Genomic DNA, 25,766 nt, shown 5'->3' on the forward strand with positions numbered 1-25,766 from the left:
TCTCCCAACTGGTGACTTTCCCTTTTCGGGAAACTCTCCCAATTTCCGACTCCTGAAAACCGCCACATTTTCAAGTCAACCGGAAAACTGTTATGTGGGTAGGTTATATGAGAGTAACTCTCCCAACTGGTGACTTTCCCTTTTCGGGAAACTCTCCCAACTTCCGACTTCTGAAAACCTCCACATTTCCAACTCAACCGGAAAACTGTTATGTGGGTAGGCGATATTTGAGTAACTCTCCCAATTTCGGACTTCTGAAAACCGCCACATTTTTAAGTCAACCGGAAAACTGTTATGTGGGTAGGTTATATGAGAGTAACTCTCCCAACTGGTGACTTTCCCTTTTCGGGAAACTCTCCCAACTTCCGACTTCTGAAAACCGCCACATTTTTAAGTCAACCGGAAAACTGTTATGTGGGTAGGTTATATGAGAGTAACTCTCCCAATTTCGGACTTCTGAAAACCGCCACATTTTCAAGTCAACCCGGAAACTCTTATGTGGGTAGGTGATATGAGAGTAACTCTCCCAACTGGTGACTTTCCCTTTTCGGAAAACTCTCGCAACTCGTGACTTTCCCTTTTCGGGAGACTCTCCCAACTTCCGACTCCTGAAAACCGCCACATTTTTAAGTCAACCGGAAAACTGTTATGTGGGTAGGTTATATGAGAGTAACTCTCCCAACTGGTGACTTTCCCTTTTCGGAAAACTCTCGCAACTCGTGACTTTCCCTTTTCGGGAGACTCTCCCAACTTCCGACTTCTGAAAACCGCCGCATTTCCAACTTAACCAGGAAACTGTTATGTGGGTAGGTGATATGAGAGTAACTCTCGCAACTCGTGACTTTCCCTTTTCGGGAGACTCTCCCAACTTCCGACTTCTGAAAACCGCCGCATTTCCAACTTAACCAGGAAACTGTTATGTGGGTAGGTGATATTTGAGTAACTCTCCCAACTGGTGACTTTCCGTTTTCGGGAAACTCTCCCAACTTCCGACTCCTGAAAACCGCCACATTTTTAAGTCAACCGGAAAACTGTTATGTGGGTAGGTTATATGAGAGTAACTCTCCCAACTGGTGACTTTCCGTTTTCGGGAGACTCTCCCAACTTCCGACTTCTGAAAACCTCCACATTTCCAACTCAACCAGAAAACTGTTATGTGGGTAGGCGATATTTGAGTAACTCTCCCAATTTCGGACTTCTGAAAACCGCCGCATTTTCAACTCAACCAGAAAACTGTTATGTGGGTAGGCGATATTTGAGTAACTCTCCCAATTTCCGACTCCTGAAAACCGCCACATTTTCAAGTCAACCGGAAAACTGTTATGTGGGTAGGTTATATGAGAGTAACTCTCCCAACTGGTGACTTTCCCTTTTCGGGAAACTCTCCCAACTTCCGACTTCTGAAAACCTCCACATTTCCAACTCAACCGGAAAACTGTTATGTGGGTAGGCGATATTTGAGTAACTCTCCCAATTTCGGACTTCTGAAAACCGCCACATTTTTAAGTCAACCGGAAAACTGTTATGTGGGTAGGTTATATGAGAGTAACTCTCCCAACTCGTGACTTTCCGTTTGAGGGAGAGTCTCCGAGTTGTGACAGTTGAAAAGATGAAGTGATAGAGGTTTAGGGTGATGCTTTAAGCTGGACAAAAATAGTTTTAGCTGTTTCGGTGTCTAAAGCGACCCGTGAACGTCCTATTTTGATAACATAGGAGGGAAAACGTTGCTCTAATAATAGAGGAACTCCCGGCATAACTCCCATAGCAAAGAGTTTATGTAGGATAGTGTCCTGCTGGGTTTTAATATCCACAACGATCGCATCTACCCTCAGATCCAAACTCACGAGAGAAATCATTAAAAATTTACCCCAACCAGGTCAAGTAAAAAATTCGCCCCGTATCCCATTGTAAAAGCAAAAGGGATAATCAATGCTACCATAATCAAAGTAATTTTCAAACCTTGCTCTTTAACCATTACCTGAAACTGGGCTACACAGGGAAGAAATAGAGTCAAAACTATGGCGGTAACGACTAATTGATTACCTGTTAATATACCGGTTTGAGTTAAATCAAAAAGTCCCGCCGCGCCATAATCACGACGAAAGAAACCATAGAGGAAAATAGGTGCGACTTCTCTAGGGAGTCCCAAGGCTAAAGTGATGGGCTCTAATAACCCAACCAACCAGCTAAAGACTCCGGTTAAATGACCAATCCAAATAAACACGGAAACCCAAATAAATAGGGGTACTATTTCCCAAAAATATCCCTTCATACGCAGATAAGTTTTGAGGAGAATATTCTGTAACTTGGGTATTCTCAAAGGGGGAACTTCCATATAAAATTCGGATCTATTTCCGGGAATAATCCGAGAAGTAAATGCGCCGACTATTAGAAAAACGGAGAGGATAAATCCTCCCCAAATTAATAGGGCTGTTGGTTTCATAGAAAGTAGCCCTAAAATCACGCCCCACTGGGCGGCACAGGGAACGGCTAGGGCGAGGAGAAAGATGGTAATCATCCTTTCCCGACGAGTTTCTAGGGTGCGAGTGACCACAGTTGCCATAGTATCACATCCTAAGCCTAATACCATGGGAATTACCGCCCTTCCTGATAAGCCGATAATCTTAAATAACTGATCCAGCATTAGGGATAGACGGGGTAAATATCCACTATCTTCTAATAGGGAAAACATGAGAAAATAAGTCCCGACTACGGGTAATACAATAGCGATCGCATAACGAACTCCCAGGGTAATAATACCATAGTCATTAGCCAATAAATCCTGGAATATCTCTAGGGGAATGACGGCGGCTACAAAAGCATCTACTTTGGGATTAATATAGGTTTCAAAACCGCCCTCAATTAGGTCTACGAGAATACCAGCGCCAAATTCCCCGACAAATTTATAAACCCCGAAATATAGGATGATTAAAAGTAGGGGAAACCCGGTAATCGGATTAACTGTAATCTGGTGCAATTTTTCGGCTAGGTCTGAGGTTTCGGAGGCTGATTCGGTTAAGACTTCTTTCTCAATATTCCCGGCTTTTTCTTGTCTGGTAATGGCGATCGCACGACTAATAGGAACATCAAGACTGACCTGGGCTGACCTAATAGCGAGATCATATTCTTCCCGATAGGGGCTGGTTTTTATGGTCTCCCAAACTTGAGGATCTCTCTGCAAAATTAGCAGGGCTAAACTTCTATGGGAGAGGGTATATGAGGGGAAACTATTATCTTTCAATAACAGAGATTGGATCTGGGCGATCGCTATTTCTATCGGTTGATAATAAACTACTGGACTCAACATAATCTACTACCTTGGTTTTTAATTCTTGAACTCCAATATTATGCGCCGCCGCCATTAATACTACGGGAATACCTAGCCTTTCCTGTAAGTCTTTGGCATTGATTTTAATACCAAGATGGTCGGCTTCGTCAATGAGATTAACTGCTAATAAAACTGGTAATCCTGCTTCTAGTAATTGTAGGGTTAAGTTTAGCATTCTCCCTAAATGTTGGGCATTTACTACATGAATGACTAAATCTATCCCCCTAGTCATTAATAGGTCTCGCCCGACTTTTTCTTCTTCGGTAATCGGTAAGAGAGAATACATCCCTGGTGTGTCTATAATGGCGATCGCTTTGTCTCCAATTATCATGTCTCCTGTGGTAATATCTACGGTGGTTCCCGGATAGTTGGAAACTGTGACATAATGGCTGGTTAGGGCATTAAATAATACGCTTTTTCCGACATTGGGAGAACCTACTAGGGCGACTGTAGGCTTATTGAACAACGCCGGGGTATGGCGATCGCTTTTCGGCTTAAACCACTTCCACCACGGTCTCGGTGAGCTAGAAGTTTTACTTGAACAGTTTTTAGAGCAGTAATTACAACTCATGTAGATTATTAGTAATAATTCACTTTTATTTAATCCCTAAATTATAGAATATCACTACAATATCGTCAATAACAACAATTCCCTGTTTAGGGCCCCAAAAGATAATTCATGGTTATCTAAATCTTGGTTTTTGATACAAACATTAAATAAATCGGAAAATTTTTGTCTGATAATGGTTCTCATTCTCGCCAAAAATCACACGAGAGAATCAGTGCTTGACAGGGATAGATGTTAATGATAGAGTGGAATCTATAGGTTATGCTCCTATTGGTGTGGGTTATATCAGCTACGAGAGAGATTATAAGAACCCAAAGCCAGTAAAGCCGTACTGACACTGACCAATTTCGGGCATAGAGACTCTGGAAGATTTCGCCGCGATGCACGAGTATTTTTTGGGCCAAAATTAGGGGGGTTGACAAAATTCCACATTTATGCTACTCCCCGTCAGGATTGAAGTTGTTAGTAAGTAGATGTTTTGTAATTAATTCCGCCGCCAATGCGTTTCCAGCGATATTCCAATGGCTGTCATTAGGTCGGTAGAGTCGGGTGGTTTGGGAAACCTGCCTAAAATCATCTAATAAGTCGATATATTGGATATTGTATTGAGAAAGGCGATCGCGTAGGAGACGATTAGGGTAATCAAAATCCAAGCCTTGGGGGTCATCAGGCTTGAGGATATCAATAACTTGGGATTGTAATTGTTTATTGACTTGTACCTCGGTAGGGATAATCACAATGGTTAGGTCAATATTTCGAGAATCACAAATCTCCTTAATGCGGCGAATATCAGCCATAGCGTCTTCAAAAAACCCTAAGAAAATGCCATCGTTTGTCCTGATATTAAACATACGACTTAGGTTAGAAACCTGGTCAAGATAGGACTCATCAGTTAAGGTGGGGTGGTCGTCTTGATATTCGAGGTTATTGGGGTTATAGACAGTCCCTTCAAACTGGGTCTGGAGTTTAATCAAAGATTGTAAAAAGGCGACGGTATAGAAGGTTTGCTTTTTTCTGTCTAGGGAAGTTAGGTAATTATCGATAAAATCATTCCCAATATAAAAGGATAGGAGGACTTTATCAGGATTAAGGACTAAACCTTCATTAATCAATAAGGCTAAATAGGCGGCTGGTCCTAAGCCAGGAATTCCCATATTGATCACTTCGATATTTTGACCTTGGCTGTTGAGCTGTTTCTCAATCAAGGTTAAATAATTATAGTGATAGGGAACTATTCCAAAGGCGAAGGAATCACCAATTCCCAACATTCGATAAATCCCTTCTGGTTTTTCTTGGGTAAATTCCACATCTTTAAAGCCATGGGAGTTTAGTTGAAAGTCAAAATCTTGGGCGTGGGGTCTTCCTCGCCAACGATTATATGAACGGTTATAAAAAACAAATGTGGGATTGATTCTGTGGTAAATTCTGAAGGTAGCCTCGGTTAGCAAAAAGGTAATTCCGGCGATGATTAAGGCTTGGCTCAAAAATTTATAAGCTGGGTTATTAACAATGGCTTTTATGGGTAATTTCCGGGAAATTTTTAACTTGTTTTGGTTCATTTGTCCGGGGTGGTGAATACGGAGTCGGTAATTTTAACTAAATGTTCAAACAAGATATCTTTAGCTAGTTGGTTTCCGTGGGAGTTCCAATGGGGTTCTTGGAAGAGATAGAGATGGCGGTTTTGTTGTTCTACTCTAAATCTAGGAGTGAGGTCAATATAGGGAATGTTGTTTGACTCCAAATATTCGATGAGGATATTTTGCTGACAGGTAATGTCATAATCATCTAAATTTAGGTAAAAGGTGGACTGGAGTTGATGTAACAAGTCATCGTTAACCTGGTACTCATCGGGGTAGATAGCCACGATAAACTTAATGTTCCGGGCTTTTAAAATGGCATTCATTTCTGAGATGCTATCCAAGATATAGTTAATGTTAGCATCACGATCGCCATTTTGTAGCTTCTCGATATTGCAGAAACTCATCCGACCACGTTCTACATCCAGAAATTTCTCAAGGGACAGAATACCTGGGGATTTTTCGGGTTCATCTAATGCGATCGCCTCAGTAGTCGCGACTAACTGATTCTGGGGGAGTTGATAGGACTGTTGAAACTTCCTGGCTTCTCGAAAGATTTTATATTTTTGTTGAATAAACAGTAAAAGTCGTGATTTGGGAATAATCGGATAACCAAATATGATTAGCTCTTGACGGGGGTCAATATCAATGTAAAGGTCATTGACAATAATTCGTTTTCGATAGGGGTCAGCATCAACAAAATCATTCCCGACAAAAAAACCTAAGACGACTAAATGGGGATTATACTGCAATCCATATTTTTTCAATAATGCTAGTTGTTCGGCGGTATGGGTTCCTGGATATCCTGCATTAATGACATCGACTTGATGCTGTCCGTAATGTTCCCGAAATTGGTTTTCTAATAAGGCGGTATAGTTGCCTTGTTGACCGCCAGCCCAATTAAAAGAGTCGCTGATAATGAGCATCCTAAAAATATCGGGATCTGGTTGGAGGGGATAATCTCGGTCATTGAAGCCAAATTGATTATTACCATTAGCATGACCTCGAATTTTAAACCCCATATCAGGATCGTATTGATAGAGTCCGCGAAATAAGTAGGGTTCCCAGACAATCATGATTACTTCTACTAAGAAGAAGGGTAGAATTGTCCAGCAACAGAGTAGGAGTAAAATTTGCCGCCAGGGGGGTAATTTTACAGATGGTAATAATTTTTTCATGAAGTATTATCGATTTACTTCCTCGGATGATTGATTAGGATAGCAGTGCCGACGGATATTGTCCATACCTATCTCTCATTGATAACAGGGAATAGGGAGGGGCGTGGTTTAGGGGTATAAATACTTGATAATAGTGTAATCAAAAGGCAGAAGGGACAATGGGCGGATGGTGTGGAGTTGATAAATAGGCAATCAGGGTAAGCCAGGGGAAATCAGAGAAGTTGCCGTTAAAATAGCCCAAAGGTTATAGAATATAAAAATATTTCGTTGTCAGCCGACTAACTTATGACCTTTTCTGCTGTAGTTCGGGCCTTGGGGCGATCGCCTCTAATGGCTGAACTGATCACCAAACTGAACCAACAGCAAGCCCTTCACCTTAACGGTCTTCCCCGTGTCCCCAAGGGACTGGTGGCTTCAGCTTTAGCCCAGGAAGCGGGGTTAAATCTATTGGTGGTGACAGCTACCTTGGAAGAGGCTGGTAGGTGGTCAGCCCAGCTAGAAGTGATGGGGTGGCAGACAGTACACTTTTACCCCACCTCGGAAGCATCCCCCTATGAACCCAGCTATAGCGAAGAGATGGTCTGGGGACAGATGCAGGTATTAGCGGACTTAGTGACAAGAAACGGAGGGAAAGCCGACCGGGTGGCGGTGGTAGCCACAGAGAGGTCTTTACAACCCCATCTACCCCCGGTGAGTGACTTCCAGAGTTATTGTCTCCCCCTGAAGTTGGGGATGACCTGCGCCGGAAAAACTATAGACCAAAAACTAGCCCAGTTGGGATATCAACGGGTGACAGTGGTGGAAACAGAGGGGCAGTGGAGTCGCCGGGGGGATATTGTAGATGTGTTTCCGGTGGCTTCAGAACTTCCGGTGCGTCTGGAATGGTTTGGGGATGAATTAGAAAGGATGCGGGAACTTGACCCGGTGACACAGCGATCGCTTGATCGGGTTGATCAGCTAATTCTCACGCCGACCCATTTTAGTCCGATTATCGAAGGGAATTTGTCCCTATCTACGGAGACCCTGGAAACTCTCAAATCTGAGGATATATCCGACAGCAAAACCGGACTATCTCACCTATTAGGATTAGCCTATCAAAAACCGGCTTCTTTAATTGATTACCTACCGGAATTAACTTTAGCGGTAATTGATGAACCTGACCAATGTGCAGGTCATGGCGATCGCTGGTTTGAACATATTGATGAACAGTGGCAAAATGAACAAGGTAAGCTAGTAACAGCAGAAGGGATATCCCTAGAAATTCCGGCAATTCATCAATGCTTCCAGGAGTCCCTAGCGGCGGTTGAACATCGTTTTGATAGGCTGTATCTGAGTGAACTGAGTGATTATAAATCGTCTCTGATTTCCCCTTCCACAGCATCGATAAACTTAGCGAGTCGTCCCGTCCCAGTGACTCCCCACCAATTCGGAAAAATTGCCGAAATGATTCGCGAACAACGCGATCGCCAATTTAACGTATTTCTAATTTCCGCCCAACCTAGCCGGTCAGTGGCTTTGTTATCGGAACATGATTGCCCATCTAAATTTATACCCAACCCCCGCGACTATCCAGCCATAGACTCATTAATCCGTAATACCCCCATTGCTTTAAAATATACGGGACTAGCCGAATTAGAAGGGTTTATTCTCCCCACCTTCCGTTTAGTAATTGTCACGGACAGAGAGTTTTATGGTCAACACGCTTTAGCTACTTCTGGTTATATCCGCAAACGCCGCCGCGCCGCCTCGAAACAGGTAGACCCGAATCGACTGCAACCGGGAGATTATGTGGTTCACCGCCAACATGGAATCGGTAAATTTGTGAAGTTGGAAAGCCTGACCATTAGTCAAGAAATCCGGGATTATTTAGTGTTACAATATGCGGATGGAACCCTAAGAGTGGCGGCGGATCAGGTGGGGACTTTATCCCGTCTAAGGCGGTCAGAGTCGAAGGTTCCCCAACTCAATAAGTTGACGGGTAAAGCCTGGGAAAAAAATCGGGAAAAAGTCCGTAAGTCTGTTAAAAAATTGGCGGTTGATTTGCTGAAACTTTACGCCGAACGTTCCCAAAAAACGGGGTTTAGCTATCCCCATGATACACCTTGGCAGCAGGAAATGGAAGATTCTTTCCCCTATAAACCGACTCCCGACCAACTGAAATGTAGCCAAGATGTGAAACGGGATATGGAAAGCGATCGCCCTATGGATCGCCTGGTTTGTGGAGATGTCGGTTTTGGTAAAACGGAAGTGGCAATTAGGGCGATTTTTAAAGCAGTGACGGGGGGTAAACAGGTGGCATTTCTCGCACCGACAACGATTCTCACCCAACAACATTATCATACCCTAAAGGAACGTTTTGCGCCTTATCCTATTGAAATTGGATTACTTAATCGCTTCCGTAGCGCTAGTGAAAAAAAGTTAATTCAACAGAAGTTGATAACCGGAGAAATTGATATTATTGTGGGTACGCATTCGGTGTTATCGAAACATATTAAATTTCGGGATTTGGGTCTGTTGGTAGTGGATGAAGAACAGCGTTTTGGGGTGAATCAAAAGGAGAAAATTAAAGCCCTAAAAACTCATGTGGATGTTTTGACTCTGACGGCTACTCCGATTCCGAGGACGCTGTATATGGCGTTGTCAGGTATTCGAGAAATGAGTTTAATTACGACTCCACCTCCCTCTCGTCGCCCAATTAAAACCCATTTAGGACCCTTAAACCAGGAAACTATTAGGGCGGCGATTTGTCAGGAATTAGACCGGGGAGGACAGGTGTTTTATGTGGTTCCCCGCATTGAGGGTATTGAGGAGAAGTCGGCGGCGATTCGAGAAATGGTCCCCAGTGCTAGATTGGCGATCGCTCATGGTCAAATGGAAGCTGGGGAGTTGGAGTCGATCATGCTCACTTTTAGCGCCGGAGAGGCTGATATTCTCGTCTGTACGACGATTATTGAGTCGGGCTTAGATATCCCCCGTGTTAATACTATTCTGGTCGAGGATGCCCATAAATTCGGGCTAGGACAATTGTATCAGTTGCGCGGTCGTGTGGGGAGGGCGGGAGCTCAAGCCCACGCTTGGCTATTTTATCCGATTAAAGGTGACGGACAGGCGGCTTTAACAGAAGATGCGGTTAAGCGACTGAGGGCGATTAAGGAGTTCACCCAGTTGGGGTCTGGCTATCAATTGGCGATGCGAGATTTGGAAATTCGCGGCGCTGGGGATATTTTGGGGGCGCAACAGTCGGGTCAAATGAATGCGATCGGTTTTGATTTATATACCGAAATGCTACAGGAAGCTATCCAAGAGGTGCGCGGACAGGAAATTCCCCAGGTTGATGATACTCAGGTGGATCTGATTTTGACGGCATTCATCCCGTCGGATTATATCACAGATTTAGACCAGAAAATGAGTGCTTATCGGGCGGTGGCATCTTGTCAGGATTCGGAAGAATTAAGTAGAATTGAGGAAGATTGGAGCGATCGCTATGGTACAATTCCCGCACCAGCCCAACAGTTACTCCGGGTAATGGAGTTAAAACAAATTGCTAAAAAGTTGGGTTTTGCTCGCATTAAACCCGATGATTCTAAGCAGAATATTATTTTAGAAACACCGATGGAAGAACCCGCATGGAATTTATTAAAGCAGAATTTACCTGAACATTTACAACCTCGCTTTATCTACGGTCGCAAACAGGTAAAAATTCGTGGTTTGGGGGCCTTACATCCTAGTAAGCAGCTTGATTGTCTGATTCAATGGTTGCAAATTATGCAGGAGGGGCTTCAATCATAATTAATAATTAGGTAGGGGCGGGTTCGGCTGTGAATTATGAATGTCTGACGACCATCTTAATAAACCCGCCCCACCGACTATAATTGATAACCGACTATAATTGATAACCGACTATAATTGATAACCGACTATAATTGATAATTAGGTAGGGGCGGGTTCGGCTGTGAATTATGAATGTCTGACGACCATCTTAATAAACCCGCCCCACCGACTATAATTGATAACCGACTATAATTGATAACCGACTATAATTGATAACCGACTATAATTGATAACCGACTATAATTAATAATTAGGTAGGGGCGGGTTCGGCTGTGAATTATGAATGTCTGACGACCATCTTAATAAACCCGCCCCACCGACTATAATTGATAACCGACTATAATTGATAATTAGGTAGGGGCGGGTTCGGCTGTGAATTATGAATGTCTGACGACCATCTTAATAAACCCGCCCCACCGACTATAATTGATAACCGACTATAATTGATAACCGACTATAATTGATAACCGACTATAATTGATAACCGACTATAATTGATAACCGACTATAATTGATAGTTGATAATTGATAATTGATAATTGATAATTGATGACTATTGACCAATTGGAAGATAGACGGCGTTTTGATGAAGCGATCGCATGAGTGAATCTAATTGCAGTATAAGAGTTGAGAACCTGACGTTTAGTTATTCTGGGGAAAAACCAATTTGGCGAGAAATTTCCTTTAGTGTGAACCCAGGAGAACGTCTAGGGCTTTTGGGACCAACGGGGACGGGTAAAAGTACACTCATGGAAACCCTAATTGGCTTAAAAACCCCCGACAGTGGCAAGATTTGGATTCAGGGAACCCTGGTAGAACCGTCAACCCTGCGACAGATACGCCGCCAGATAGGTTTTGGTTTCCAAGACCCTAACGACCAGCTATTTATGCCGACCATTTTTGAGGATGTCATCTTCGGCCCGTGTAATTATGGGGTTAGTAATGACCAAGCCTCAGAAATCGCCCATCAATTACTAGCCCAATTTGGTTTAGCTAAATTGGCTCATCGGTCTGTCCATGAACTATCAGGGGGTCAGAAACGTTTAGCCACCTTAGCGGCCATTCTAGCCCTAAATCCTAGCATTTTGATTTTAGATGAGCCGACCAATGGACTGGACCCTTGGTGGCGGCGTAATTTAGCGGAAATTTTAGTTAATTTACCTATCGAAGTCCTATTGATTGCTTCCCACGATCTACAATGGGTAAGCCGAGTAACAGAGCGATCGCTAATTTTGGGATTGGGCAAAATTAAAGTAGATCGACCCACTCAAGAACTATTACAGGATAGAGACACCCTGGAAAAATGCGGTTTACCGGATAATTGGGCTTAATGCCTAGCCCGGCGCAAAGCTGATCTAAAAGTGATTCAATTGTAGGAATACATCCGCAATACCAGGCGGAATTTCTTCTGGAAACTAGCTGACCGTCTCTGTGATAGGGTAGGGGTGATATTCGTGCCAAAACTCAACTTCAAGGCGTGGACTTGCAGCCGTGGGGCACACGGTGAAGATGCTTGGCGAGGGGTTAAGTGCCGACTCCCCGATGACCCAAGAATCCCCGTCCTTTTAGGGCTGGGAGTGTCAATAGCGATAATTGTGTATTAAGTCGAAGGAGATTTAACATGGTAGAACCTACCAAAAGTGCCAACCCTACCACCACTTCCCTACCAGGAGGAAGTATGACACCCACCACAGACGAGGGACCCAGTAAAGAACAATTTGAAGAAATCAAAGAGAAAGTCGTTGTCTTTTTGTCGGAATTACCGGGTTATGTTTCCAAGTTTTTCGGGGAGTATCAAAAACCTATTGTTACTATCCTGTTAATTGTGGTGGCATTGGTGACAATTAAGGTGTTATTTGCGGTAGTTGATGCCCTCAATGATATTCCCTTTGTGGCTCCCACTTTTGAGTTAATTGGCATGGGATATGCGGCTTGGTTTGTTTACCGTTACCTGCTGAAAGCATCCACCCGCCAGGAATTAGTACAGGAAGTTAACTCCTTCCGCCAACAGATTTTTGGCAATAAATCCTAACTAGAAAACCGCAGATTTGCATTGGGCGCAATAGCGCCCTATTTTTTAACTCAAGGTTTGATGGCAATAATAGTTCGATGACGGGGGTCAGTTTCCACAGTGGTTTGATAGTCAAAGCCGGATTCTGATAAGGTGGTTTCTACGTCAAAGGTATAGTAATCATCCGTCCAGGGTTCTGTACTTTTCATTAAAGTAAATAGCACCGGCGGCAGATTTTGAATGACGGCAGATTTGGGGTTATTATCAACTATGGCTAAAACACCATGCGATCGCAAAATTCGTAAGGCTTCTTTAAATATGTTCCGCGTCGCTGTTCGTGGTAATTCATGAATCAAAAATTGTAAAGTTACCACATCAAAAGAATCATCAGCAAAACCCGTATTCTCAGCGTTAGCGTGTTTCCACTCACTAATTTTTCCTTCAGTATCCCGCATTTTCGCCACCGATAACATATAGGGAGATAAATCTAACCCTACTGTTCGGATTGAGGTTTCTTGTCTGTGTTGATAATAGTTATGTAAGGCTTGGGTAGAGATTCCCACCGAACAACCTATATCTAAAATATCACGAACTGGGTTAGGGCTATAATTTTCTAAAACCTGATGAAAACTGTGGCGCAACCTTTCCTGGGCTGTTAGCCATGATAAATCCTCTTTTGGCCATACTCGCAAAGCCATGGAATAGGTAGCAGACTCCGCCTCAAAAGCAGCTTTCCAGCAAAGATTTCCGTCATCATAAGCATGAAAGGGAACTTGATAATAGTCGGGGTAAACTACTGTGGTATCAGTGATTTCTGGGAGTAAGGCTTTCACGTCAGACCCTTCGAGTTGCTGATAAGTTTCTCGCCAGGGAATACCTTTCTTTTCGGCGGTTTTAATTAACACCCGTCTAGCCTGATATTTCATGACGCTGAAAATCGGCTTAGTTTGGATAAGAAGATTGACAAATTGGGAGAGGAAATCACCACCAGCCCAGTCGGGTTTGATTTTATCACTTGTATTCATCAGACGGACATTATAATCATCAACAGTTGATTATCTCATAGTCTCAGCCTCTGTGTTACAGTTAAGCCATAAGTATATCCCAGGGGAAAAAATCATGAGTCTTTGTTTTAATCCCGTCTGTCGCCACGAAAACCCCAAGGATATTGTATCCTGTGAACGCTGCGGTCAGTCATTAAAGTTAGGCGATCGCTATCGAGCATTGAGAGAAATTGGGTCTGGGGGGTTTGGAACTACCTATTTAGGGATAATAGATGAAAGCGAAACTAATCACCCCCCCTGTGCGATTAAACAATTTTCCCCCCTTCTGACTAATGATGCTCAGGTCTCCTCTCGCCTCTTCCGTCGAGAAGCTCAAAGTTTGCAGGTAGTTAATCATCCCCAAATCCCCAAATTTTTGGCATATTTTGCCATAGATGAACAACAGTATATTATCCAGGAATTTATCCCCGGAGAAACCTTAGCACAAGAACTCGCAGAAACGGGGATATTTGGGGAAAGCCAAATCCGAGATATCCTCAATCAAATTTTACCAATTTTACAATATCTACACGCCAGAAACCTAATTCATCGGGATGTTAAACCCGCTAATATTATCCGTAGACAAAGCGATAAACGTCTCTTTTTAGTAGACTTTGGGGCGAGTAAACTCCACACGGGAACTAACCTGGCTAAAACGGGAACTAGCATCGGAACTGCTGAATTTGTAGCCCCGGAACAATTGCGAGGAAAAGCCGTTTTTGCTAGTGACCTGTATAGTTTAGGTGTTACCTGTATTCATTTATTAACGAATACATCACCGTTTAATTTAGTTGATGGTGATAATAATTGGGTATGGCGAGACTGGCTTGGCAAAAATCCTGTTAGTCCTCAATTAGCGGAAGTTTTATATGGTCTAATTTCGCCACGTCTAAGTAACCGTTATACATCAGCTTCAGCCGCCTTAACAGACCTAAATCAGCCCCGGAAAGCGAAAAATATATATCGCAATTATTTGTGGTTTGGGAGTGCGATCGCCGCTTCTATTGCCTTTTTCTCTGTGTTGAAAACCACCCAACAATCAGCAAAGATTGAAGAAACCCCCACCTCACGAGATACCCCTACCTCACGAGATGAGCCGATTATTCGCCCCAGCAATTTAGAGGTAATTAAATCCCTATCTACTTATATGAATATTCAAAATGAAGCCTATTTAGACACTGGTAAATTTCCTCAAGAACTATCACAATTAATTGCTCTACCCACCCATTATTTTGATGTGCAAGTTATTAATAATCATGGAGTCCAAATAGCCGCCATTCCTCGCCAAAGTGATAGTTATGGTTATGTGGCGGTTTTATGGGGGGGTAAAATGTCAGATGCCGATACCAAACGCCAACAAAATTGGCAACCCAAAGACCCCACAGACTGGGGAACTTTTAGCCTGCCTAGTTTTCGGAAAACCCCCTCTGATTATATCACCAGAGTTAACTATTGTGAAAGCATCCAAACTACCACAGAGCCCCCATTATTATCAACGGTAGGGGAATCACTACCTCTTTCCACAGATGAATTACCCTGTCCCCCAGGTTATGCTTTTTCCCTGGGAATAATTGATGCGATGGGTCGATTATCCGCCGAAAGTTCACCAACCCATCTTCCGTAGAAATTAGCGCCAAAATTATGATCAAATCTCTTGGCGCTATAACCTGGTAAATATAGCCGTGATTTCAACTATTGACTAATCAGGTAGTAAAACAATCCGATAGCGGGCTTGATTAGCGGCTACCTTATCCATGGCTTCATTGATTTGACTTAATGGCATAGTTTCAATCATCGGTTTAATCTGATTCACCGCCGCAAACTCCAGCATTTCCGCCATAAACCGCCGACCGCCGACAACGCTACCCACCACAGCTTTTTGACCAAAAATCAAAGGAATTAGGGGTATATTTAAAGTCGAAACTGGGATACCCACAAAACACAAAACCCCGTTATTAGCTAACAAGCTAAAAGCCGCATCCCAATCAGTTTCTGAAGAGATAGTAGAAAGCACTAGATCAAAACTTCCGGCGATCGCCTTCATTTGTTCAGCCGTCCCCCATTGTTGGAAGTGATGAGCGCCAAATTCTGTAGCTTGTTCTTGTTTATTTAGGGAAGTAGAAAACGCCGTAACTTCAGCCCCCATAGCCCTAGCAAACTTAATCGCTAGGTGTCCGAGTCCGCCAATTCCCATCACCCCAACTTTCATCCCAGGATGTTTTATATAGGTCCGCAAGGGCGTATAAACAGTAATTCCGGCACATAATAGGGGGGCGGCGCTGGCGGAGTCTAAAGCATCGGGTATTTTATAGGTAAAATCTGCGGGAACCCGTAGGCGGTCAGCAAACCCCCCATAATGACCGACAATCAGACCTGTGTAGCCCTCACGACAGATATTTTCTTCTCCTTGTAAGCAATGGTCACAAGACCTACAGGAATTTCTAATCCAGCCAACTCCTACGCGATCGCCTTTATGCAGAAAAGTCACTTTTTCCCCAACTTCCGTAACTTCTCCAACCACTTCATGACCGGGAACCAGGGGATATTGACTGACATTCCAATCATTATCTCTCATGTGAAGATCCGTATGACACAAGCCATTGTGAGTGACTCTAATTTCTACTTCATCAACCTGTAGAGGTTCTGGTTCATATTCCCAAGGTTGCAATTTTTCACCAGGATTTAAAGCCGCATAAGCCTTAACTTTAGTGGCTGTAGTCATATTAATATTTTCCTGATTATTAGCATTGCCTTGTATTGTACAATCCCCTTTAATAACCCCAGTCAAAATTAACATTTTTTTAACTTTTGGGCGGGTGGCATTTTCAGCAATAGCCAGATAGTTGGGGAGAATTTGGTCAAGTGATGATTACTCAAAACAGGTCAACCAAATGGCGATCGCAATAGCGATCGCCAAAAACCCAAAGTTAAGTAAGTTTGATGGAAATATCTGCCATTAAATCGGATTACATAACCCCAGTTTTCCACCAAGCATCATTTAACCCGATTAACGTATCCTTATCCAGGTCGCCAACAGCCATAGCCGACTCACCACCTTGACAATACTTTTCAATCATGTTTAGATATTCGGCTTGTTGAGTTTTCCGGCTTTCTTCTGGCTGACATTCTGGGTGAATTGGTGCTTTTTTAACAGCCGGTTCATGATAAGCAGTAGCGTACAAATTCTGCAAATCACCAATTAACGGATAACGGGGGTTAGCAGCAGTACATTGGTCATCAAAAGCCTGGTTAGCCAAATTAGGTAAGTTACTCATAAATTCCTTTTCTTCGATGTCTAGTGATTGTTTAATCGTCGGTGGAATCTCAATTTGTTGCTTGAGGTATTCCACAGCTTCTATCAATTTTTCTACCTTCTCATCAAGGGTATTTCCGCCTAATTTTAGGTAGTCAGATATTTCTGCATAACGCTGTTTAGCTTGGGGGTATTCATACTGCGGAAAAATCGCCTGTTTAAAAGGAGCATCCGTAGAATTATACCGAATCACATGGGAAATCATTAAAGCATTTGCCAAGCCGTGAGGTAAATGGAAAGTCGAACCTAATTTGTGTGCTAGGGAATGACAAATACCTAAAAAAGCATTCGCAAAAGCCATGCCAGCAATAGTGGCAGCATAATGCACCTGTTCACGCGCCTTCGGGTCTTTTGCGCCATTTTGATAAGCAGAAGGCAAGTATTTAAACAGTAACCCTAATGCCTCTAATGCCAGTCCATTAGTAAACTGTGACCCACAAATTGAGACATAGGCTTCTAAGGCGTGAGTCACCGCATCAATACCACCATAAGCCGTTAGTTTCTTCGGCATATTTAAGGTTAATTCCGGATCAACGATCGCCATATTTGGGGTCAGCGCATAATCAGCCAGAGGATATTTAATCCCCGTGCGATCGTCCGTAACCACAGCAAAAGGTGTCACCTCAGAACCCGTCCCAGAAGTAGTAGGAATTGCCACCATAATAGCTTTATTTCCTAGTTCTGGTAAAGCATAAACCCGCTTCCGAATATCCATAAATCGCGTCGCCAAACCGTCAAACTCAATTTCCGGATGTTCGTACATCAGCCACATAATTTTAGCCGCATCCATGGGGGAACCGCCACCAAAAGCGATGATAATATCGGGCTGATAACTATTCATAAGTTCCACCCCTTTATTAATATTAGAAAGTTTCGGGTCTGGTTCCACATCATAGAACACATAATGGGGTACTCCTATCCGGTCTAACACCTCCGTAACTTGCGTAACTAATCCCATATCAAACAGAGGTTTATCCGTCACAATAAAAGCCCGTTTTTTACCCTGTAACTCTCCCAGGGCTACTGGTAAACATCCCCCCTTAAAGTAAATCTTGGGCGGCACTCGGAACCACAACATATTTTCCCGACGTTGCGCGACATTTTTAATGTTTAATAAATGGTGAGGTTCCACATTTTCGCTAATCGAATTACCCCCCCAACTACCGCATCCTAAAGTCAGAGAAGGAGACAGTCGGAAATTGTAAACGTCGCCAATAGCCCCCTGAGAAGAAGGAGTATTAATTAAGACCCGCCCAGTTTGCAAGCGACTTTCAAAATATTTGATATGTTCGCTATTCCCAGGATGAGTATACAAAACAGATGTATGTCCTTTACCACCAAAAATAATTAACTTTTGGGCGGTCTCAACTGCTGCGGGGAAACTACTAGCCCGATACATTGCCAAAATTGGCGATAGCTTTTCATAAGATAGAGGTTCATTAACCCCAACTTTCGTCACCTCCCCTATCAGAACTTTAGTATTTTCTTGTACTTGAATACCTGCCATTTCTGCCAATTTTTGCACCGACTGACCCACAATTTCTGGATTTAATCGCCCATCTTTGAGAATCAGTTGTCGGATGGCTTCTTTTTCCTGCTGTTTCAGAAAATAACCGCCCCTAGCTATCAACTCCTGCTTAACACTGGTATACACCTCATCTTGAACAATTACTGCTTGTTCAGAAGCGCAAATCATACCATTGTCAAAAGTTTTGCTAATTAAGATAGAAGAAACAGCCATTTTTAGGTCTGCAGTTGCATCAATAATCGCCGGAGTATTCCCAGAACCCACCCCCATGCTAGGATGTCCAGATGAATAAGCAGCCTGCACCATTCCCGGTCCGCCTGTTGCTAAAATTAGGCTGATATCAGGATGCTGCATCAACTCTTGAGACCATTGGAGAGTTGGGTTATCTATCCATCCAATAATTCCCTTTGGTGCGCCAGCAGCTACCGCAGCATCTAGGATAATTTTGGCAGCTTTAATCGTGCATTCTGTGGCTCTGGGGTGAGGAGAAAAGATAATACCATTGCGGGTTTTGAGGGCTAATAAGGCTTTAAAAATAGCCGTAGATGTCGGATTAGTTGTCGGGATAATTCCCGCCACAATTCCTAGGGGTTCAGCGATTTTTTGCCAGCCATAATGGGGGTCAGATTCGATAACATCACAGGTTTTTTCGCCTTTGTATTTGTTGTAAATGTATTCAGAAGCAAAGTGATTTTTGATTACCTTGTCTTCTACTACTCCCATTCCCGTTTCTTCTACGGCCATTTGAGCCAAATTAATCCGGGATGCGTTGGCGGCTAAAGCAGCGACTTGGAAAATTTTGTCTACCTGTTTTTGGCTGTAAGTGGCGTATTGGGCTTGAGCATCTTTGACTTGTTGGATTAAATCATTTAGGTGAGTTTCTTGGCTAATTCTCATGGTTTAAACTATCCATAGTTTATACGATTTGCTAGGCTACATTTTGCCAAGAATATGCTATCAAATATGGTAATTGCCATACTCAGCCCCGACGATGATATTTAATCATTGCCAGCAATTATAGCCTATTCAGGCGATGTGAAAATAGATGCCATTTAGTTCAAAAAGGTAGGTATGGTTAGCTGTTACACATTGGTTTTAACACATACCTACATATAGACGAACTCTGATTACAAAAGGATTTCAGTATGTAATCTGGACTGATTAGTTATTGGTAGCTAACCTTTAACTCTGCCCACCTTCATTTATAACAAACTAAATTCTCTCTGTCAGCAGCAAAAAGTAGGATTGTGTATCTACTTTTTTCGGAAAATCTCGGCTTGCGGGCCGCGAAATGGTAGGCAAAAGTTTCCCAAGTCGGATAAAGTTAAATAAAGTTCGATTAAGTAGCATGGAGTAATAGCAAGTGGGATAACGTAGTTTAAAGTAGTATTCAGTTGTCAAAAGTTGTCAAAAGTTGTCAAAAGTGGTATAAAATTCTCATAGGTAAGGGACCACTACTAGACATTTTCCAAATATATAACATATATATAGGACAGCCTCAAGGATTCTATGCCGTCTGTTACCTGTCCCTGGTCTCCTCCTCAACTCAGATAGTTGTTTTCAGTCACAGGTTGGGAGTTATGAGATCACAGATATATGGGCTCTTTTTATCTGTGATGCGGTGTTATTAGTCAAGAGTCCCTTATCCCCCGATCACGGATCGCTACTGGTGAAGATGAGACAATTTGAATAAGTAATAACACTTATTAGTATTATGGAAGTTCAACAAATTATCGAATGGGCTGACGGTCTAGTGTTGATCCAAACTGGAAAACACCTAGATGACCTGGAAGCGGCTATTTTGCTGGGGACTTACCAAAATCAAAAATACTCGGAAATTGCTGCTGGCTACAACTGTAGCGAACCCCATGTCAAAAAGGTGGCTTATCTGCTATGGAAAACCCTTTCCCAAGCGTCGGGAGAGGACATCAATAAATCTAATCTGCGATCGACTTGTCAGAGGCTACAACTTCCGACTTTGTCCAATAGTGAGGAATTTGTGGCCATTGATGCTGTCACTCAAACCAATTCCCCACCTCCCCAGGGTGACACTACCCCCAAACTATATAGCACTGAGTCCCTCAGGCGCATCGATCGCACTGATATACCTGATGGGGATTATTTTTGCGATCGCCAAGAAGAAGTGGCTACTCTCAAAAATTGGATACTAGAAGATCGCAGTAATTTAGTCTCAATTTTGGGCATTAGTGGTATAGGTAAAACCGCACTCGCCCTGCGTCTTTTGCCAGAAATTCAAGATAATTTTGATTGTGTGATTTGGCGCAGTTTACGCACCCTACCTTCCCTATCTTCAATCCTAACTTATTTAACCCAATTTTTGCCTCCCCCAAACCCAGATATCCGACCCCTTACCATCAGTTACTATTCCACAGTTGCAGAAGCTCAAAACCCATCCCACCAATTAGCAGAACAATTATCATTAGTCATGGAATGTTTCCGACAACATCGCTGCTTGCTAATATTAGACGATGTGCAGGCGATTTTAAATCCTCATAACCTGGTGGGAGGCTATAAACCCGGTTACGAAAGTTATCGATTACTCTTTAAAACCATTGGCGAACTATCCCATAATAGTTGTTTGATTATGAATAGTTCAATTATGCCTCAAGAAGTAATCGAATTAACTAATAATAACCATCGGGTTAAATGCTTAACATTACCTGGTTTGATTTTGGAATCCGCCCAGGATATTTTGAGTTCTGCGAGTTTATTAGACGCTGATAATTGGCAAGAATTGATGAATATATATGGTGGTAATCCTGGATTTTTAAAAATTGTATCCCGGACAATAAAGGATTTTTTTGGTGGTAGCGTCCAGCAATATTTAGCCAATAAATCAATCTTGGTATTGCCAGAAATTAAGCATATATTAGATAATTTTTGGCAGCAATTATCGGATTTAGAAAAGCAGGTAATGGGTCGGTTGTCGGAATCAGAATCTGGTTTGTCTATGACGGATTTGCTAGAGAATATAAACCATAACAGTTCGGAGTTATTGTTAGCGGTTCAATGCTTACAAAAGCGGTTTTTAGTGGATAATATCCAACAGGAACAGCAAACATTATTTACCCTGATTCCGGTAATTAGAGAGTATACCAGACAATGTAGATGATTGGTAAACCCGTGCTGATAGACAGTTGCAGCTAGTCAATAATATTGGATATTCTCGCCTATATAATAAGGTTTAATCTCCCCTAATTCCTGTTAAGAATTAAGGAAGATTTAGGGATTATCAAGATGCAAGTTTATCGTTGGGGGAATAGTTGATAATGACTAACTATCACTAATCAATAATGAATCATCAATTAGTCCCCCCGTCACCATTCCCCTAGAGGAGTAGCGATTAGTTACCAATCCCAAATACACGGATATAGAATTGAAACTCATCTTCTAAGGCTTTCTGAATATTCTCAGCTTTACGGAAGCCATGTTGTTCATCAGCAAAGGTGACATATTCGACGGTTAAGCCTTTAGCTTGGAGGACTTGCACCATTTTCTCAGCTTGGTTAGGGGGAACGACTTTATCCTCAAGTCCTTGGAAAAAGATGATTGGACAGTTGAGGCGATCGCTATGATGAATGGGCGACCTGGCTATATACAAATCGCGACCTTCTGGGTAAGGTGCAATCAAGCCATCAAGATAGCGAGACTCAAATTTATGGGTATCGGTAGCTAAAGCCTCCAAATCACTAACGCCATAGTAACTAGCGCCAGCTTTAAACACATCATGAAAAGTCAAGGCGCACAGAGTAGTATAACCCCCTGCACTACCGCCCGCGATCGCCATGCGATCGCCATCAACCAACCCTTGCGCCGCCAGAAACTTAGCACCATTAACACAGTCAGCCACATCAACAATTCCCCAGTTACCCTGAAGACGTTGGCGATAGTCTCGACCATAGCCAGTGCTACCACCATAGTTAACATCCAATACGGCAAAACCGCGACTGGTCCAATACTGAATTTTCAAATTGAGACTGCTAGAAGTGGCCGCCGTGGGTCCGCCGTGGCTTTTCACTAGCAGAGGCGGTTTTTCGGTCTCAGAAGCCACATAGTCTTTATTTTGGGGGGGATAAAAGAAGCCGTAGGCGGTTTGGTCATTTTCGGTAGGAAACTCAATAGGTTCTGGGACTGATAAATAACCAGGGTCTAGGTCGATTTCCGTCGAAGATCGCAGAACATTCATTTCCCCAGCATTAAGATCCAATTCCACCAAGGCGGTGGGTTCAGTAGCGGAAGATGCCAACATCAAAATACTATTGTTTTGAACTGTGACGGAGGAAATGTAGGTATAGGAAACATCAAAGGAACGTAATTGTTGAGTTTCTGGGTCTAAAGTGGCTAAGGACCAAATACCATTTTGAGTATAGGCACAACAAAGCCGCCGTTGGGAGATGAAACCGAATGTAGACATCCCAAAGACCCATTGAGGTAGTCCAAATTCGGCCGGGAGGGGAAATAATGGCTCAATTTTCTGATCACGAACCCGGTAGAGGTTCCACCAGTTAGCGCGATCGCTTACAAAATAAAGAGTTCCATCAGGAGACCATTGAGGCTGAAAAATTGACTCTTCGACTCCCCCCGCGACCCGTTTTTGTTGGTCTAAGGTTCCATCTTCGGTAACTTCAGCCACCCATAATTCTGTGCCATCCCAAGGCATATTGGGATGATACCAGCAAATCCAACAGAGACGGGAGCCATCTTTACTGAGGTTAGGGGAGGCGTAAAAATCGGCCCCTGTGGCTAATATTTGGATATCTTCAGGGTTGTTGAGGTTAAGGCTAATGAGGGTATTAACGGGTTCTCCTGACTGGCTGTGGTCTTCGCGCACACAAATCAAGCGTCCCCGGCGGGTATCTATGAGCAAATCAGCATAGCGGAAATTTCCTTCCGGGGTGATAGGTTCGGGTAAAATTTCGGTGGGTTGAGCAACTGAGGCGATCGCCTGACGGTAAATGCGTCCATCAGCAAAATTAGAAAAATATACCGTCCCCTCACTGACGGTATAAGCTCCCCCCCCATACTCATGTACACGGGTACGAGTATTAAAAGCGGCAGGAGTGCAATCAATGCGATCGCCTTTGGGGGTTAGGCGCACAATCACATTGCGTCCCCCTTCAGAGGGTCGTCCCTCAATCCAATATATATCATCTCCATCCCAGGCAGGACTTGCCAACCCGACTGCCCCTTTAATAATTAAGTCGGTAGTGATGGCCGATTGCCAGGAGCCATAGGGCGCAACGCTTAAACTCATAGTTTCTATCTCTATAACTCCAGTGGATTCCCGTACAGGGAGATTCTAGCTAAAATATCAATAAAATACCTCTATTATCCACTGGGATGCAATAGATAGGGCAACTCATACTCTGGTCGCCCTGAAAATTAACAACCGACTTCAATCCCTGACCAAGGTGGGAGAACATTGCATAAAAGCAGATTGAAAATCCCGATTTGCCATAATTTCCTGTTGAGTTGTCAGATTACTTAGCGCCAAGAATTTGTCATCTGGCAGTTTACTTAAACGCTCTAAGGTACAATTACAAAAGGCTTCTCCTCTTTGGGGGGAAATCTTCTCAGCCGCCATTCCGGCTCGGCATCCTTGCAGATAATTGGTCTGAAATTCCTGGCGCTGTTGTGGGGTCAACGCTTGCGCCGGAAACATGGCAGTTATGGTGCCGCTAATTAGTGGGAACACCACCAGAAATTTAGACACAGTTTTGGGGGGGGAAATTCTCATAATATTGTAACTTGCTAACCAGATGATTACTTCCCAATCATACGACTAATTCAACTGCGATCAGCAAAATTTGAGCCAAAGATGATGAGCGCCATTATACGTCAAGAGTTATCAATTATGAATTAGATGGTAATTGATTTCTCATGGTCAGGACTGGTCAGGTGGGCAATAAGTTCCACAAATTTGGATCCGGGTACTGATTGGGGTAAAATATATTGGAAGTCATTGGGCGATCCAGGTCATCTTAGAAAATTGATGTTTTAGACGAGAGGCTATTATTGTATGGCATACGATTATGATTTGTTTGTGATTGGTGCAGGTTCAGGGGGGTTGGCTTCGTCGAAACGGGCGGCTTCATTAGGGGCGAAAGTAGCGATCGCAGAAAATTCCGTGGTTGGGGGAACCTGTGTGATCAGGGGTTGTGTCCCCAAAAAACTGATGGTCTATGCTTCCCAGTTTTCCCACCTATACAAGGACGCGGTAGGCTATGGCTGGAGTGAGGTGGAGAGTAGCTTTGATTGGCAAAAACTCACCCAAGCGGTTGATACGGAAGTTAAACGGTTAAGCCAACTGCATATCAGCTTTTTGGAAAAAGCCGGAGTGGAACTTATTGATGGATACGCTAAATTTATTGATGCCCATACACTAGAAGTAGGCGATCGCAAAATTACGGCCGATAAAATTCTGGTGTCAGTGGGAGCGAAAGCGGTGCGCCCAGAGATTCCCGGCATTGAACATAGTATAGTTTCTGATGATATGTTTTTGCTGCCGGAACAGCCCAAACGGTTCGCAGTTTGGGGTGGTGGCTATATTGCGGTAGAATTCGCGGGTATCCTCAATGGTTTAGGTTCCCAAGTGACAGAAATTATCCGGCGCGACCTGATCCTGCGGGGATTTGATCAAGACCTGCGGAGCCATATTCAAGAGGGTATGACCAAGCATGGGGTGAATTTCCGCACTAATACCACCATTGAAAAAATCGAAAAAGTGGAGGAAGGTCTGAAACTAACCCTAACAGGTGATGATACAGAACCGTTGATTGTAGATGCTCTGTTGTGTGCGACAGGTCGCCAGCCTAAACTGGATGGATTAAACCTGGAAAACGCGGGGGTAGAAACGATTAAAGGGGCGATCGCCGTAACTCAAGACAGCCGGACGACTCAATCTAATATTTTTGCGGTGGGAGACTGCACAGACCGGGTCAACCTCACCCCAGTAGCGATCGCGGAAGGTCGGGCTTTTGCAGATACGGAATTTGGTCATCTACCCCGCTCCATCAGCCATGATAACATCGCTACAGCGGTGTTCTCCCAACCGGAGGCGGCGACAGTAGGCATGACAGAAGCCCAAGCCCAAGAAAAATTCGGTGATTCGATTAAATGCTATCGGGCTGTGTTCCGACCCATGTTCCACAGTCTGACGGGGGCTGATGAAAAGGTATTAATGAAGTTAATTGTTGAAACCAATACCGATCGCGTTTTGGGGGCTCACATGGTGGGTAAAGACTCAGCCGAACTGATCCAAGGAATTGCGATCGCTGTTAACATGGGAGCTACCAAAAAAGATTTCGACAACACAATGGGTATTCATCCCAGCAGCGGTGAAGAATTTGTTACCATGCGCTAGTTTCT

Annotated in this window: 21 protein-coding genes; 6 read left to right on the forward strand and 15 right to left on the reverse strand. The window is 43.4% G+C overall.

Translation table 11 applies throughout. The features are described 5' to 3' along the window. Positions 1–90: 90 nt before the first annotated feature. The 10 genes from N39L_RS22130 to N39L_RS22175 all read right to left on the reverse strand — a co-directional run bounded on the left by N39L_RS22130 (position 91) and on the right by N39L_RS22175 (position 6,651). A complete protein-coding gene (locus tag N39L_RS22130; protein ID WP_014276398.1) occupies positions 91–270 on the reverse strand; it encodes a hypothetical protein in 180 nt (59 codons plus the stop codon). A gap of 22 nt (positions 271–292) precedes the next feature. Then, positions 293–622, reverse strand: coding sequence for a hypothetical protein (locus tag N39L_RS22135; RefSeq protein WP_014276395.1), 330 nt, complete (start codon positions 620–622; stop codon positions 293–295). 37 nt (positions 623–659) lie between these two features. Then, a complete protein-coding gene (locus N39L_RS22140; protein ID WP_014276396.1) occupies positions 660–1,010 on the reverse strand; it encodes a hypothetical protein in 351 nt (116 codons plus the stop codon). Between the two features lie 24 nt (positions 1,011–1,034). Next, positions 1,035–1,298, reverse strand: a complete 264-nt coding sequence (locus N39L_RS22145) for a hypothetical protein (protein ID WP_014276397.1) — start codon at positions 1,296–1,298, stop codon at positions 1,035–1,037. Between the two features lie 22 nt (positions 1,299–1,320). Further along, positions 1,321–1,500, reverse strand: coding sequence for a hypothetical protein (locus N39L_RS22150; protein WP_014276398.1), 180 nt, complete (start codon positions 1,498–1,500; stop codon positions 1,321–1,323). 125 nt (positions 1,501–1,625) lie between these two features. After that, entirely contained in the window at positions 1,626–1,856 is a 231-nt protein-coding gene (locus N39L_RS22155; protein WP_006617216.1) for a FeoA family protein, read from the reverse strand. After that, positions 1,856–3,307 (reverse strand): ferrous iron transporter B, encoded by a 1,452-nt coding sequence (locus tag N39L_RS22160; protein ID WP_006617217.1) that lies wholly within the window; start codon positions 3,305–3,307, stop codon positions 1,856–1,858. Before N39L_RS22160 ends, N39L_RS22155 begins: the two co-directional genes overlap by 1 nt. Beyond that, on the reverse strand, positions 3,231–3,899 hold the full coding sequence (locus N39L_RS22165) for a FeoB small GTPase domain-containing protein (RefSeq protein WP_014276399.1): 669 nt from the start codon (positions 3,897–3,899) through the stop codon (positions 3,231–3,233). Before N39L_RS22165 ends, N39L_RS22160 begins: the two co-directional genes overlap by 77 nt. A 434-nt stretch (positions 3,900–4,333) precedes the next feature. Then, positions 4,334–5,455: an SGNH/GDSL hydrolase family protein gene (locus tag N39L_RS22170; RefSeq protein ID WP_006617219.1), complete on the reverse strand. Its 1,122-nt coding sequence runs from the start codon at positions 5,453–5,455 to the stop codon at positions 4,334–4,336. Further along, positions 5,452–6,651: an alginate O-acetyltransferase AlgX-related protein gene (locus tag N39L_RS22175; protein WP_006617220.1), complete on the reverse strand. Its 1,200-nt coding sequence runs from the start codon at positions 6,649–6,651 to the stop codon at positions 5,452–5,454. The genes N39L_RS22170 and N39L_RS22175 overlap by 4 nt, the downstream gene beginning before the upstream one ends. 285 nt (positions 6,652–6,936) lie before the next feature. Here N39L_RS22175 and mfd point away from each other — a divergent pair, with 285 nt between their 5' ends. From mfd to N39L_RS22190, 3 genes are all read left to right on the forward strand, one after another. Next, on the forward strand, positions 6,937–10,440 hold the full coding sequence (gene mfd / locus N39L_RS22180; RefSeq protein ID WP_014276400.1) for a transcription-repair coupling factor: 3,504 nt from the start codon (positions 6,937–6,939) through the stop codon (positions 10,438–10,440). A gap of 641 nt (positions 10,441–11,081) precedes the next feature. Then, positions 11,082–11,813, forward strand: a complete 732-nt coding sequence (locus N39L_RS22185; protein WP_014276401.1) for an energy-coupling factor ABC transporter ATP-binding protein — start codon at positions 11,082–11,084, stop codon at positions 11,811–11,813. Positions 11,814–12,103: 290 nt separating this feature from the next. Then, on the forward strand, positions 12,104–12,514 hold the full coding sequence (locus N39L_RS22190; RefSeq protein WP_006619101.1) for a CAAD domain-containing protein: 411 nt from the start codon (positions 12,104–12,106) through the stop codon (positions 12,512–12,514). A gap of 50 nt (positions 12,515–12,564) precedes the next feature. Here N39L_RS22190 and N39L_RS22195 read toward each other — a convergent pair whose 3' ends face one another. Next, positions 12,565–13,518 (reverse strand): class I SAM-dependent methyltransferase, encoded by a 954-nt coding sequence (locus tag N39L_RS22195; protein ID WP_006619102.1) that lies wholly within the window; start codon positions 13,516–13,518, stop codon positions 12,565–12,567. Positions 13,519–13,612: 94 nt separating this feature from the next. On the opposite strand from N39L_RS22195, the gene N39L_RS22200 reads away from it, so the two are divergent. Further along, positions 13,613–15,160, forward strand: a complete 1,548-nt coding sequence (locus N39L_RS22200) for a serine/threonine-protein kinase (protein WP_006619103.1) — start codon at positions 13,613–13,615, stop codon at positions 15,158–15,160. Positions 15,161–15,235: 75 nt separating this feature from the next. On the opposite strand, the gene N39L_RS22205 is transcribed toward N39L_RS22200, so the two are convergent. Both N39L_RS22205 and adhE read right to left on the reverse strand, forming a co-directional pair. Further along, entirely contained in the window at positions 15,236–16,333 is a 1,098-nt protein-coding gene (locus N39L_RS22205; protein WP_006619104.1) for an NAD(P)-dependent alcohol dehydrogenase, read from the reverse strand. Between the two features lie 169 nt (positions 16,334–16,502). Next, a complete protein-coding gene (gene adhE, locus N39L_RS22210) occupies positions 16,503–19,274 on the reverse strand; it encodes a bifunctional acetaldehyde-CoA/alcohol dehydrogenase (protein ID WP_014276404.1) in 2,772 nt (923 codons plus the stop codon). Between the two features lie 817 nt (positions 19,275–20,091). Here adhE and N39L_RS22215 point away from each other — a divergent pair. Next, on the forward strand, positions 20,092–21,510 hold the full coding sequence (locus tag N39L_RS22215) for a helix-turn-helix domain-containing protein (protein WP_006619106.1): 1,419 nt from the start codon (positions 20,092–20,094) through the stop codon (positions 21,508–21,510). A gap of 231 nt (positions 21,511–21,741) precedes the next feature. Here the strand turns inward: N39L_RS22215 and N39L_RS22220 are convergent, their stop codons facing one another. Both N39L_RS22220 and N39L_RS22225 read right to left on the reverse strand, forming a co-directional pair. Next, positions 21,742–23,652: an alpha/beta hydrolase family protein gene (locus N39L_RS22220; protein ID WP_006619107.1), complete on the reverse strand. Its 1,911-nt coding sequence runs from the start codon at positions 23,650–23,652 to the stop codon at positions 21,742–21,744. 141 nt (positions 23,653–23,793) lie between these two features. Next, a complete protein-coding gene (locus N39L_RS22225) occupies positions 23,794–24,135 on the reverse strand; it encodes a hypothetical protein (RefSeq protein WP_006619108.1) in 342 nt (113 codons plus the stop codon). 282 nt (positions 24,136–24,417) lie between these two features. Here N39L_RS22225 and gor point away from each other — a divergent pair, with 282 nt between their 5' ends. Continuing rightward, complete coding sequence (gor, locus tag N39L_RS22230) at positions 24,418–25,761, forward strand: glutathione-disulfide reductase (protein ID WP_006619109.1); 1,344 nt, start codon at positions 24,418–24,420, stop codon at positions 25,759–25,761. The last annotated feature ends 5 nt before the right edge of the window (positions 25,762–25,766 follow it).

Origin of the sequence: Limnospira platensis NIES-39, from assembly GCF_026000695.1 — a bacterium.
Taxonomy (GTDB): Bacteria; Cyanobacteriota; Cyanobacteriia; order Cyanobacteriales; family Microcoleaceae; genus Limnospira; species Limnospira platensis.